Below are 13,225 nucleotides of genomic sequence, written 5' to 3' on the forward strand. Positions count from 1 at the left end.
TTTGTACAAATACATCTTTATAATGTCGCAACGATTTTACATTACTAAAAACTTGGATGTTCTTGAATTTGAATCTGCCAACAAATGGGGATATCCACGGCACAAGCATAATTTTTTTGAGCTTACCTTTATTTTAAAAGGTAGTGGACAACATCTTTTAAATGAAAGTGCTATTGACTACAAAAAAGGTGATTTATTTTTTTTAACCCCTAAAGATGAGCACGAATTTGTAGTTGACGAGCCTACAACCTTTGGAATTATAAAATTTACAGAACAGTTATTTTTAGAGAAGACAAATTTAACTTCAAGTACACACTGGCGAAAAAATTTAGATACCGTTATATTTCATACCAATAACATTGCTAAATGTATTATTAGTTATGATACTGATAAAGTTCAATTATTTTATTTGTATGAATTGATAAAGAATGAGGTAGATAATCCTTTGATTTATAGTAGAGATGTTCTGCTAAATTTATTTCGTGCTTTATTAGTGTTGGTTTTAAGAAACCTAAAGTCAAGCCTTACAAAAACAGGAGAACCATACAACTCTGAAAAAGAAAAAACAGATTCAATATTAACTTACATAAGACAAAATGTACTTGATAAAGAATTGATTAAAATAAAGTCAATTGCTGAGGTTTTTTATATGTCTCCCAACTATGTAAGTATTTATATTAAAAAACATGCAGGAATTTCTATTCAACAATATGTTATTCAAACTAAAATAAAAATGGCTGAACAATTATTAAAACAAACAAATTTGAATATTTCTGAAATTTCTGAAAAAATAGGTTTTGTAGATTCTAGTCACTTTAATAAGATTTTTAAAAAATATAATAATTTAAACCCTAGTGAATTTAAACGCTCTTTTTAAAAAATTGTAAATTTTCAATACTACTTAGAGTCTGTTTAAATTTCATCTGAAAAAATTACGTTGATAAATTTGATACTAAATAAGTTCACAATACATTTTTTTTGAAGAAAAAATCACTCAAACTGACATTTTATTTAATTTTTAAATAAGCTATTAGAATCTAAAACTATTTTATTAATTTTATTTTTAAAACAGTACAATTCATAAACCGAGTAAAATACGTACTTTTATGGTTTTAATTTTATTTTGATGAAATACCCTTTATATATTTTATATATTTTAATTTTAATTGCTTCTTCTTGTAAAAAAGAAACACCTCAACAAAATGTTACTGTTAAAAAAACAGGGATGGATGGAAGTGTAAAGCATTTAAAATATACCCCACTACATAAATATGCAGCTAAAAACATAGAAAATTGGAAAGAATATATGCTTGTAGAAAAATTTTTACAACAATTTAAAAACACCACACCAACGACTGCTTTAAATAATGCTATCGAATTAAAAGAATTAACCAAGCAACTAAAAGACAGTTTAAAAATAAAAACGCTTCAAAAACCTGCTTTTAAAGCCCGTATAAATGTTTTTGAAAATGAAGTTTTAAGACTTGCCGATATGACTTATATACCAGCAATTACATCTAAAGACATAAATAGTCAAGTAGGTAAAATACGCTTACTTTTTGGTAGTATGAATACTAAAATTAATACCATTTATACAAAACAACAATTCGATAAAGAAATAAACCTAGACAGTTTATTTAATTTTAAAGAGCGCTAATAGCTTCGTAAATTAAATGAGGTTCAAAGCCTCTGTATAGTACATAATCTAGAATTTTCTTTTTTCGTTTAAAAATATTTGTTTCGGTTACTAATTTGTTTTTTTTAGCTACTAAATTATAAAGTGTTGTAATATATTCTTCTTGATCAATTTCTTTTAAGGCTGTTTTTATATTATATGCTGATATATCTCTAAATTTTAATTCTCTTACAATTCTGTTTTTTCCCCATTTTTTAATGCGGAATTTTCCTCTTGTAAAACTTTTAGCAAAGCGTTCTTCATTTAAAAAATTATCTTGCATTAAGCTTAGCAAAATTAATTCTCTAGCATCAGCGGCAGTATTATATTCTTTTAATTTTGCTTCTACTTCTTTATGACAACGATCTTGATACACGCAATAGTGCTCTAGTTTTCGTTTTATTTCAGCTACCGTAAAAACACCTTTATTAGTATAATTTTTATCGTTCATAAGTTCAAAAATATAAAAAAGGGTTAAAAACAACCTGCCTTTAACCCTTTTTTATCTATCAAAAAAATAAAAAAAATTTAGAAAACACGATGTAACCACATCTTTAATTTAGTTACTAAATAAAATAATATCGGCACTACAATTAATGTTAAAAAAGTTGCCACAAATAGCCCGTAAATAACTGTCCAAGCTAAAGGACCCCAAAAAATAACATTATCACCACCAACATATATATTTGCATCAAATTCTGTTACCAAGGTAAAGAAATTAATATTTAAACCCGTTGCTAAAGGAATCAATCCTAAAATTGTAGTGATTGCAGTTAATAAAACTGGGCGTAAACGTGCCTTTCCTCCCTTTACAATGGCTTCGTTTAATACCGAAATTTCTAAAAAGTCATCTTTACCTAAATTATGTTGTGCTTTTTGTCTGTCTATCAATAACTGTGTATAATCTAACAATACCACACCGTTATTTACTACAATACCCGCTAGAGAAATAATCCCCATCATGGTCATCATAATTACAAATGATGTTCCTGATGCTACAATTCCTCCAAATACCCCTATCAAACTTAAAAAGATAGCCAACATAATAATTGTAGGTTTTGAAATAGAATTAAATTGGAAAATTAGAATTAAGAAAATTAAACCTAATCCAGAGAAAAATGCACCTATTAAAAAGGTCATTTGTTTGTTCTGCTCTTCAATTTGCCCTGTATAATCAACATGTACTGTTTTAGGCAAGGCTGTAAACGATTTCATTTCATTCTGAATTTCACTTACAATTGCAGCGGCATCGGTGTAACCTGGCGCTAATGCCGAATATACCGTTGCTACACGCTTCACATTTTTATGCTTAATGGCACTAAAACCTGATCTGTTACGCTGTTTTGCTACTGCCGAAACAGGAACAGATTTAACCTGCCCTGTTGACATGTCTTTAAAAGTAATTGTTTGATTAAAAATAGCGCTTGAATTGTAGCGGTTATCTTTATTAAAACGAACATAAATATCATAATCTTCACCAGCCTCTTTATACACACCAGCTTTGCTTCCAAAGATAGAATTACGCAGTTGTTTTCCTACCTGAGAAGTACTCACTTTTAATTCACCTGCTTTTTTTCTATCAACCTCAACCAATGTAGTTGGCTTCGATTTGTTTACGTCTATTTTTAATTCAGCAATACCAGGAATTGATTTGGTATTGATAAAATCACGCATTTTTTCAGCAGTAATAATTAATTCATCGTAATCTTCACCTTCTAATTCAATATTAATAGGATATCCTGCCGGCGGTCCTACAGGGTCTTTTTCAACAGAAATAGACAGCCCAGGGTAAATACCTTGCAAAGCATCTGTTACCTTTTTCTTTAATACTTTACTATCTAAACCCTTACGGTATTTGTACTCACGCATAGAGGCTACTATTTTACCTCTATGTGGCATTTCGGCAGCCGAACCACCATCAGTTTGAGGATTTCCTGACCCCGCTCCTATTTGTGCTATAGAACTTTCTACCATAAAATTACGGTCGCCATCCATATACATATCTTCATTTAAAACCTTGGTCACTCGAGCTTCTAAACTTTTCATGATAGTATTGGTTTTTTCAATATCTGTTCCCTGCGGATATTCTACATATACCACAATTTGATTGGGCGTATTATCAGGAAAAAACTCAATTTTTGTTCGCTTACTTTTTACAGAAGCTCCAAAACCGATAAACGCTAGAAAAAGTAAAATAATCGTTACAATTGTTATTCCGTAAGGACGCCATCCTTTTAAGGAAGCACGAATCATTTTTTCATAAAGACGTTCCCAAAGTGGAAGTATTTTATTTTGAAACCCATTTGCCATTGGGCGTAATACATATCTGTAAAGCCAAAAATTTACCGCAGTAAAAACCATTAAAGTTCCCAGCGGGCTTACAGCACCACCGAAAAGTAAAATCAAAATACCAATAACACCAATACTCGCGGTGATGATAATTAATTTTTTTAAGGGGATATTTTTATCTTCAGTACTCATAAATTGAGAAACCATTACCGAATTAAAGAAAATAGCCACAAATAATGACGACCCTAATACAACCGATAAAGTAATTGGGAAATAAATCATAAACTGCCCCATAGTTCCTGGCCACATCCCTAAAGGAATAAACGCCGCTACCGTAGTTGCTGTTGATATAATAATAGGAAATGCAATTTCACCAATCCCTAATTTTGCCGCCTCTAAGCGGGTCATTCCTTCTTCATCCATTAAACGATATACGTTTTCAACCACTACAATACCGTTATCTACTAACATTCCTAGCCCCATAATTAACCCGAAAAGAATCATGGTATTCATGGTGTAGCCCATTAAATGTAAAATCATTAACGACATAAACATTGACATCGGAATGGCAAAACCTACAAATAATGAATTTTTAAATCCTAAGAAAAACATTAAAACAAGTACCACTAACATCACTCCAAAAATGATATTATTTACCAAATCGTCTACCTGTCCAATTGTTTTTGACGATTGATCGTTCGCAATTGTTACGGTTAAATTACTTGGAAATATATTGGCTTTGGTATCTTTTACAATTTGCTGAATTTTTTCAGCAGCGGTAACCATATTTTGCCCTGCACGTTTTTTAACATCAAGCATTACCACCGGATCACCAAATTGACGAGCATAAGTGGTTTTATCTTTATCTTTAAAGGTTATTTTAGCAATATCTTTTAAATAAATGGCATTTCCTTTTTCTGTTTTCACCACAAAATCTTGTAATTCTTGAGGAGTTTCAATTTCCCCTAAAATACGCAAGGTTCTACGCTGTCCACTGGCAATAATATTTCCTGCCGACATGGTTACATTTCCACCCTGAATAGCTCTTAAAATATCATCAAAGCTAACCTTTGCAGCCATCATTTTATAAATATCAACAGCCACCTCAACTTCTTTCTCTTCAGCACCTCGAATATCTGCTTTTTTTATTTCAGATAAATCTTCTATTTCATCTTGTAAAACCTCTGCAAATTCTTTTAATTGATGCACGGTATAATCGCCCGAAATATTAATATTTAAAATAGGTGTTTCTTCCGATATATTTAATTCAAAAACATTTGGCGCTACTTTAGCCCCATTAAAAGTAGGCCAATCTTCACTTGAAACCTGCTCATCTATTTCATCTTTTACCTTTTGCTTTGCTTGTTCAATAGGTATTTCATCATTAAATTCAACAGTAATAATTGACACATCTTCCTGCGAGGTTGATGTTATTTTGGTCATATTACTAACCGTTTTTAATTTATCTTCTAAAGGGTCGGTAATTAGTTTTTCTATATCTTCCGCTGTATTACCAGGATAAATAGAACTTACATAAATTTTAGTATCCTTTATTTCAGGGAAATTTTCACGTGGCATATTTAAAAATGCCGAAATACCAGCATATAAAATAATTGCCATCATTACATAAATGGTGGTTTTATTATTAATAGCCCATGAAGACAACCCGAATTCTTTATCTACGTGCTTTTTTTGCTCGCTCATTATCTTTATTTTTTAGCGTTAACAGTAGTTCCCTCTTCCGAAGATAAAATTTCTACTTGCTGCCCATCTTTTACACTTCGAGCACCTTCTTTAATAATTTTATCACCTTTACTAAGCCCTGCTAAAACCTCTATAACATCGCCCTGCGTTTTTCCGGTGCTAATAATAATCTGTTTTGCTATTCCTTGAACCTTACTTCCTTGCTTTAAAATATCGTTTACCACAAAAATATACTGCTCTCCTTTGGCATTTTCTGAAATAATACTTTGCGGAATTAAAATAGCATCAGGGTTTGTATAATCGTTAATTTTTAACTTAGCCGTTAAATTCGGTTTAATGCTTTTATCTTTATTATCAACAGCAATTTCAACTTTAAAAGTACGATTTGCAGGATTGATAAAATTACCCGCCTGACGAATTTTTGAAGTAATAACCTTTCCTAAAATAGGAAACTCAACCAATACATTTTTATCTTTTTTAATTGATAAAATATAACTTTCAGGCACCGCTGTTTCAATATACATTTTAGAAAGATTTACAATTCTAAAAACTTCGGCACCAGCTCCTGGTGCTACCACCATTCCTTGCTCTTTAATTACATCATCAATAATACCCGAAAAAGGTGCTCTTATAACTGATTTCCCTAATTTTTTTCTTAATTGACTTACAGCATTTTTTTGAGCATCATACGTAGTTTTTGCTTGTAAGAACTGAATTTCTGAACCAATTTTCTGATTCCATAAACGCTCTTGACGCTCGTAAGTTGTTTTTGCTAAAACTGCTTGCACTTCTATTTGCGCCAACTGATCAGAAAGCCCTGCATCATCTATTTTAGCCAAAGCCTGTCCTTTTTTTACGTACTGTCCTTCTTTTACATAAATTTGAACCAATTGCCCTGGCATTTCAGGATATATCAAAACATTTTGTGTTGTTTTAACAGCTCCTTGCAATTCTAAATAATGCTTAAAATTTGTTTTATTAGCCGATACCACCGTAATTAAAGGCACTTTTTTTGAAGTATCTAAGGTTGCAATTTTAGTATCTAAGGCTTTAATTCCTTCGGATAAAACCTGAATTTGACTATTTAACTTAGTTTTTTTAGCACGAATTTTCACCAAATCGTTAGAAGCAATTACCGCCTCAACGGAATGTTTTTTACTCCCTGAACAGGATGCTAAAAATACTGTTATTGCTAGTAGTGAATATATTTTTCTCATTGTCATTTTTTATTTTAAGGGTATATTTAATGCGTTTTCTAAGGCAGCCTTTTTACTAATAACGTTTAACATTGACTGCACGTAGTTATTTTGTTGGCTATATAATTGATTTTGCGCTTGCGATAAATCGAAACTTGAAGAAATTCCTTCAAAAAATTTAATTTGCTGCTTTTTTTCAATGCGTTCTGCCAATTTCATGTTTTTCATAGCAGATTCATAGTTTTCAATACTTAACTGATATTCACTTTTTGCCGATTGTGTTTGTAAGTTTAATTGTTGCTTAATTTCTTCCAAACGAATATCAGCCGATTCTAATTCGATTTTTGCCTGTGCCGTTTTAGCAGATCTTCCTAAGCTACTAAATATTGGAATATTCAAATTAACACCAAACATCGAAGATCCGAACCATTTTTGTTTTTCATCTAAAAAAGTAAAAGAATTAGAGTTTGCTGCAAGCCCATAATTTAAAAAAGCACTCAAACTAGGCAAACCTTTACTTTGCTCTAAACGCATTAATAAGCGCTTACTTTCTCTACTATTTTCGGCAATTTTAAAATCGATATGCCCATTCAAATTAAATGTTTTTGACAGCAAGGCTAAACTACTACTGTTAAGCATCAAGCTATCTAAACTATCGGTTAGTCTTAACTTTGTATTGATATCATTTCCTAAAGAAAGATTTAACATTTGATAGGCAATTTCCTTTAATCTAACAGCATTTCTTAAACTATTTTGAACATTTCCTAAGGTGATTTCTAATTGCTCCACCTGCTCTTGTTCATTTAATCCGTTTTCATTAATTCTCTTTGCATCCTTGTAATTTTTTTCTAAAACCCTCGTGTTTTTTTCAAGAATTTCAATTAATCTTTCAGAAACAAGAATATTTCCATAAGCGTTTATAATTGCTTCTCTAGTTGCTAATGCTGTTTTTTGCTTAGCTTGTTCTGATATTTTTAAATAGGTTTTTGCTGCCTGTAAACCTACCAAATACGAACCGTCAAAAATTAATTGGCTTAGTGTTGCCGTAGCATTCATGGTTTGTTTTTTACCAAAAATCAATTCTTCATCAATACCATCATTATTAAAATCTGTTAATAAAACGGCTTGTTTTAAATTATTTTGATACGCCACTTTCCCATCAATTCTAGGCAAACCGATAGTCGTTGTTTCCCATTTTCTTTTAATTGCTACTTTAATATCATTTTTAGCAATTTTATTGGCATAGCTATTTTTTATAGCATAATCAATAGCTTCTTGCATTGATAAATTAAGTTGTTTTTGCGCAAATAAAAAGCTTGTGCAAAAACATATAAATACCGTGTATATATATTTCCTCATTGTTTATTAAGTTTATAAATTTATAGTTTGTAGTTGCTTCGATAATTCGTCTAATCCTTTTTGAGTGGCAATTGCTCTAATATGATATTCTAAAATTTCATATTCTACTTTCATTACCTCCTGCATTTCGCTACCGTACATTTCTGTTTCAAAAACGCCAAAAATTAAGGTGAAATAAAAATTCACCATCAAATCTATTTTTAAATTTTCACGATAAAACCCTTCTTTAATACCCTTTGTTAAATTGTCAATATTACAATCTCGAAATAAGCATATTTCACGATCCATTAATTTTGCATACGTTTCAGGGTAATATTTTTTAAGCTGAAACATTGGCGAAGTCTTGGCATTTTTAAACATTTCTTTAAAAATTGCCTTTACCGCAAATTCCTCTTCAATGGCATTATATCCTTTCTCTTTTATTTTTGTAATGGCATCGTTTATGGTATTATGAACTGCTTCTGTACTAGCATCTACCAATTCTGTCTTCTTTGAAAAATATTTATACAGTGTTTTTTTTGAGATGCCAAGTTCACCTGAAATATCATCCATCGTAACGCTTTTAAAACCAAAGTTTAAAAACATTTCTCCCGCTTTATTTAAAATTTTATCTCTCATAATTATTTGCAAATGTACACAAGGAAACTTTAAAAACAATAAAAGTTTCCTTCGTTTTATTGTTTTTTTAACATTACCTAACAATTAGAATTTTTGTTTATCTTATTTTTACAAAAAATTTAAGATTTGGACATACTACAATATCAGTCAGACTTTTTAGCTTACTTAACTTCTAAAAAAACACTAAAAGAGCCTAAAAACCTTTATGAACCGATAGATTATATTCTTCAAATAGGCGGAAAAAGAATTCGCCCAATGCTAACACTTATGGCTTCCGATATTTTTTCTGGAGATTATAAAAAAGCCTTACCAGCAGCATTAGCCGTAGAAGTTTTTCATAATTTCACCTTAGTTCACGATGATATTATGGATGACGCACCTTTGCGACGTGGGCACGAAACTGTTCATGAAAAGTGGGATATTAACACTGGAATTTTATCTGGCGATGCCATGTTAATTTTAGCCTATCAATATTTTGAAAACTACGAACCTGTAATTTTTCAAAAATTAGCACAATTATTTAGTAAAACAGCCTTAGAAGTTTGCGACGGACAACAATTAGATGTTGATTTTGAAACTAGAAACGACGTTACTATTGATGAGTACATTAAAATGATTACGCTAAAAACATCTGTTTTGGTAGCAGCAGCCTTAAAAATGGGCGCTATTGTAGCCAATGCGAACGAAGAACAAGCGCAACATTTATATAACTACGGATTACATTTAGGTGTTGCTTTTCAATTACAAGATGATTATTTAGATACTTATGGCGATCCTGAAACTTTCGGGAAGCAAGTTGGTGGCGATATCATCGAAAACAAGAAAACCTACCTCTATTTAAAAGCTTTTGAAGTAGCAAATACTACCGATAAAGAAAAATTAACCACGCTTTACAACAATAAACAAGAAAATATCCAAGCAAAAATAGCAACGGTTTCTGCGATTTTCACCAAAAATAACATCCCTAAACATACAGAGCAACTTATTGAATACTACACAAATAAGTCATTTGAAAGCTTAACACATTTAAACATTAGCGATGCTGCAAAAAGTGGACTTCGTTTGTTTGCTGAAAATTTAATGAGCAGAAAAGTTTAAAAAAAGCTTTTTTATTTAAAAAAAGTTCTTACTTTTGCAAACCTAAAACGGTCTTATAGCTCAGTTGGTTAGAGCACCTGACTCATAATCAGGTGGTCCCAGGTTCGAGTCCTGGTGGGACCACGTTTAAACCTCATAATCTTAATTGATTATGAGGTTTTTTCTTTTTTGAAGCTATTTCCCGCTTTCCGCACTCGCTCTTTTTGTTAAAAAAACAAAAAGGAGCTCAAACAATTGCTTCAATCGGGGCTAGGAATTTATCGTTACCCTACAATAAAATGATTTTAATATGATATTTATTACATTATAAATAATATATTTACCCGTAAAAAAAAATATGAAATTACTACTATCTGTAATAGGTATTGCTTGTTTATTATCCTTTAAAACACTTGAAGAAGTAAATAGAAACACTTTAGAAATCAGCTCCAACTATTCAGAGTGTAAATACAATCAATGTCAAGCAACTGCAAAAAGCACAGGAAATCAATGTAAACACTGTGTATCGAATTCAGGAGATTCTTTTTGTTATCAACACGATTAGATAAAGCGCTTCGATTATTTAACAGCATTTTATTTTAACAAGGGGATTTCTCCCCTTGCTTTACTATTTTTATCATCCGAAGAAAAAAACTATTTCAGCTGCGTTAAACGTGCTACATATTTACCGATAACATCAAACTCTAAATTTACTTCTGTACCTATTTTAAAATTTTTAAAATTTGTATGCTCTAAAGTATAAGGTATAATTGCTACACTAAATTCATCTTTCTTTGAATTTACGACTGTTAAACTTACGCCATTTATGGTAATAGAACCTTTTTCAATAGTAATCGCACTTGGGTCAAAATTATAAGAAAAAGTAAACACCGTACTCCCGTTTTCATCTTTTATCGCCTTGCAAACCCCTGTTTTATCAACATGTCCTTGTACAATATGTCCATCTAAACGAGCGCCCAATTTCATGGCTCTTTCTAAATTAATTTCATCATCAACCGATAAATTACCAATCGTAGTTTTATCAAGTGTTTCTTTAATTGCCGTAACCGTATATTGAGTATCATCAATAGCAACCACGGTTAAGCAAACGCCATTATGTGCCACACTTTGGTCAATTTTTAATTCATTAGTTATATCACTTAAAATAGTAAGCTGTAAATTCTCTTTATCACGCACTACCCTTTTTACAATTCCAAGAGTTTCAATTATTCCTGTAAACATTCTCTAAATTTTTAGTTACTTTTGTTTGTACCAAAAATACAACTTTACACACAGAAACACGCACGAAAAATAACTATGGATAGTAATACAAGCAAAATTATTGTTGGAATTTCAGTTGGAGATACAAACGGAATTGGTATTGAAATTATTTTAAAAACTTTTGAAGACAAGCGCATGCTTGATTTTTGTACGCCCGTTATATTCGCCTCTAATCGATTGGTTTCTTATCATAAGAAAAACCTAAAACTAAACAACAATATTTTTAGCATCAATTCACTTGATAAAATTGCTGATAATAAAATTAATTTAATGAACTCTTGGGCAGAAGATGTTAAAATTGAATTGGGTAAATTAACAGAAATTGGTGGAAAGTTTGCATACAAATCATTAGAAACCGCCACCAATGCTTTAAAAGATAACCATATTGATGTGCTACTTACCGCACCTATTAGTAAAGAAAATATTCAATCAGAAATATTTAATTTCCCTGGGCATACCGAATATTTAGAAGATAAATTAGACGGAAAAAGCCTCATGATTTTAATTGCCGATAAATTAAGAGTCGGTTTAATTACCGGGCATATTCCTATTTCAAAAATAGCAGAAAAAATTACACCTGAGCTAATTAAAGCGAAAGTAAAAATTATGCACACATCATTAAAACAAGATTTTGGCATTACCAAACCAAAAATTGCTATTTTAGGGTTAAATCCTCATTGTGGCGATAACGGAATTATTGGTGGAGAAGATAACGAAATTGTACGCCCAACAATTGCCGAAATTAAAGAAACAGGCAAATTAATTTTTGGTCCTTATGCTGCCGATGGTTTTTTTGGCTCTCAAACATACAAGCAATTTGACGGTGTTTTAGCAATGTATCACGACCAAGGATTAGCACCTTTTAAAGCTTTATCTTTTGGAAATGGTGTTAATTTTACAGCAGGACTGAACAAAGTAAGAACCTCGCCTGACCACGGAACAGGTTTTGATATTGCAGGAAAAAACAAAGCTAACCCCGATTCTTTCAAAGAGGCTTTATTTACCTCATTACAAATATTTAAGAACAGAAAACAATATGCCGAACTCACAAAAAACGTTTTAAAAGTAAAATAGTTTTTTTTTAAAGGTAAAATATAAATTTATAAACATTTTTTATATCTTTGCAAGCTCAAATTGATAAATATACATGAAAGACTTAAAAAATTTCGATATCCCTTTTGTAGGTTTAAAAGAAGGAAGTCACTTGTTTAACTATCAAATTGACAAAAAGTTCTTTGAAGTATTTCAGTTTGATGAATTTGACGACGCAAACATTGTTACTACACTTAACTTTGTAAAAAAAAGTACATTTTTTGAACTTTCTTTCGCAATAGATGGTACGGTAAACGTACCTTGTGATAGTACTGGTGAGCCATTTGATTTAAAAATTGATGGCATTTTGAATTTAGTTGTTCAATTTGGAGATGAATATAATGATGAACACGATGAAATTTTGATACTTCCACATGAAAGATATCAATTAAACGTAGCACAATATATCTACGAATTAATCGTATTATCTGTTCCTAACAGAAGAGTACACCCTGATGTTTTAAATGGAACGATGAAATCTGAAGCTTTACAAAGACTTAATAAATTAAAAATACAAGACAAAAAAATTGTTGAAGAGGTTTCAACAGACCCAAGATGGGATAAATTAAAGGACTTACTAACAGATAAATAAAACATAATGGCACATCCTAAGAGAAAAATATCGAAAACTAGAAGAGATAAAAGAAGAACTCACTATAAAGCTTCTGTACCTCAAATAGCTGTTGATCCTACAACTGGAGAAGCTCATTTATACCACAGAGCTCACTGGCATGAAGGAAAATTATATTACAGAGGTCAAGTTGTGTTAGAAAGCGCAACTGCTGAGGCTTAAAAAATAATTTTTTGCAAAATAAAAAAACCCTCTTTATGAGGGTTTTTTTTGTGATTTTAAGTAAAAAATATACATTTTGATGTTTTATACTTTAAAAACTGATATATTTTTCATTACTTTTGAAAACTGATTTTACTACTA

The 13,225-nt window shown here is 31.0% G+C and carries 13 protein-coding genes and 1 tRNA gene; 8 read left to right on the forward strand and 6 right to left on the reverse strand.

Annotation, left to right across the window (positions count from 1 at the left end):
- The first annotated feature begins 22 nt into the window (after nucleotides 1-22).
- Together ABNT14_RS10590 and ABNT14_RS10595 are read left to right on the forward strand one after the other, a co-directional pair.
- Complete coding sequence (locus ABNT14_RS10590) at nucleotides 23-877, forward strand: AraC family transcriptional regulator (RefSeq protein WP_159459551.1); 855 nt, start codon at nucleotides 23-25, stop codon at nucleotides 875-877.
- A 249-nt stretch (nucleotides 878-1,126) separates the two neighbouring features.
- Complete coding sequence (locus ABNT14_RS10595) at nucleotides 1,127-1,657, forward strand: hypothetical protein (RefSeq protein ID WP_101903181.1); 531 nt, start codon at nucleotides 1,127-1,129, stop codon at nucleotides 1,655-1,657.
- Here ABNT14_RS10595 and ABNT14_RS10600 read toward each other — a convergent pair.
- The 5 genes from ABNT14_RS10600 to ABNT14_RS10620 form a co-directional block, all read right to left on the reverse strand.
- Entirely contained in the window at nucleotides 1,644-2,126 is a 483-nt protein-coding gene (locus ABNT14_RS10600) for a regulatory protein RecX (RefSeq protein WP_101903182.1), read from the reverse strand. The two genes, ABNT14_RS10595 and ABNT14_RS10600, sit on opposite strands and share 14 nt — an antisense overlap.
- Nucleotides 2,127-2,203: 77 nt before the next feature.
- Nucleotides 2,204-5,668: an efflux RND transporter permease subunit gene (locus tag ABNT14_RS10605; protein WP_101903183.1), complete on the reverse strand. Its 3,465-nt coding sequence runs from the start codon at nucleotides 5,666-5,668 to the stop codon at nucleotides 2,204-2,206.
- 5 nt (nucleotides 5,669-5,673) lie between these two features.
- Nucleotides 5,674-6,885, reverse strand: a complete 1,212-nt coding sequence (locus ABNT14_RS10610) for an efflux RND transporter periplasmic adaptor subunit (protein ID WP_101903393.1) — start codon at nucleotides 6,883-6,885, stop codon at nucleotides 5,674-5,676.
- 9 nt (nucleotides 6,886-6,894) lie between these two features.
- On the reverse strand, nucleotides 6,895-8,145 hold the full coding sequence (locus ABNT14_RS10615; protein WP_232113844.1) for a TolC family protein: 1,251 nt from the start codon (nucleotides 8,143-8,145) through the stop codon (nucleotides 6,895-6,897).
- Nucleotides 8,146-8,235: 90 nt separating this feature from the next.
- On the reverse strand, nucleotides 8,236-8,841 hold the full coding sequence (locus ABNT14_RS10620; RefSeq protein ID WP_101903394.1) for a TetR/AcrR family transcriptional regulator: 606 nt from the start codon (nucleotides 8,839-8,841) through the stop codon (nucleotides 8,236-8,238).
- 126 nt (nucleotides 8,842-8,967) lie between these two features.
- Here ABNT14_RS10620 and ABNT14_RS10625 point away from each other — a divergent pair, with 126 nt between their 5' ends.
- From ABNT14_RS10625 to ABNT14_RS10635, 3 genes are all read left to right on the forward strand, one after another.
- Nucleotides 8,968-9,939 (forward strand): polyprenyl synthetase family protein, encoded by a 972-nt coding sequence (locus ABNT14_RS10625; RefSeq protein ID WP_101903185.1) that lies wholly within the window; start codon nucleotides 8,968-8,970, stop codon nucleotides 9,937-9,939.
- A 49-nt stretch (nucleotides 9,940-9,988) separates the two neighbouring features.
- Nucleotides 9,989-10,062 (forward strand) — tRNA-Ile (locus ABNT14_RS10630).
- Between the two features lie 214 nt (nucleotides 10,063-10,276).
- A complete protein-coding gene (locus ABNT14_RS10635; protein WP_101906937.1) occupies nucleotides 10,277-10,483 on the forward strand; it encodes a hypothetical protein in 207 nt (68 codons plus the stop codon).
- 89 nt (nucleotides 10,484-10,572) lie between these two features.
- Here ABNT14_RS10635 and ABNT14_RS10640 read toward each other — a convergent pair whose 3' ends face one another.
- Entirely contained in the window at nucleotides 10,573-11,160 is a 588-nt protein-coding gene (locus ABNT14_RS10640) for a riboflavin synthase (RefSeq protein ID WP_101903186.1), read from the reverse strand.
- 75 nt (nucleotides 11,161-11,235) lie between these two features.
- On the opposite strand from ABNT14_RS10640, the gene pdxA reads away from it, so the two are divergent.
- The 3 genes from pdxA to rpmF all read left to right on the forward strand — a co-directional run bounded on the left by pdxA (nucleotide 11,236) and on the right by rpmF (nucleotide 13,084).
- The gene (gene pdxA, locus ABNT14_RS10645) at nucleotides 11,236-12,273 is read left to right on the forward strand and encodes a 4-hydroxythreonine-4-phosphate dehydrogenase PdxA (protein ID WP_101903187.1); all 1,038 of its coding nucleotides are present in this window, start codon (nucleotides 11,236-11,238) and stop codon (nucleotides 12,271-12,273) included.
- 73 nt (nucleotides 12,274-12,346) lie between these two features.
- Nucleotides 12,347-12,883 carry a YceD family protein gene (locus ABNT14_RS10650; RefSeq protein ID WP_101903188.1) on the forward strand — a complete coding sequence of 179 codons (537 nt, stop codon included), beginning with the start codon at nucleotides 12,347-12,349 and terminating at the stop codon, nucleotides 12,881-12,883.
- Between the two features lie 6 nt (nucleotides 12,884-12,889).
- Nucleotides 12,890-13,084, forward strand: a complete 195-nt coding sequence (rpmF, locus tag ABNT14_RS10655; RefSeq protein ID WP_028892219.1) for a 50S ribosomal protein L32 — start codon at nucleotides 12,890-12,892, stop codon at nucleotides 13,082-13,084.
- Nucleotides 13,085-13,225 lie beyond the last annotated feature (141 nt).

The organism is Tenacibaculum dicentrarchi, from assembly GCF_964036635.1.
Classification (GTDB): Bacteria; Bacteroidota; Bacteroidia; order Flavobacteriales; family Flavobacteriaceae; genus Polaribacter; species Polaribacter dicentrarchi.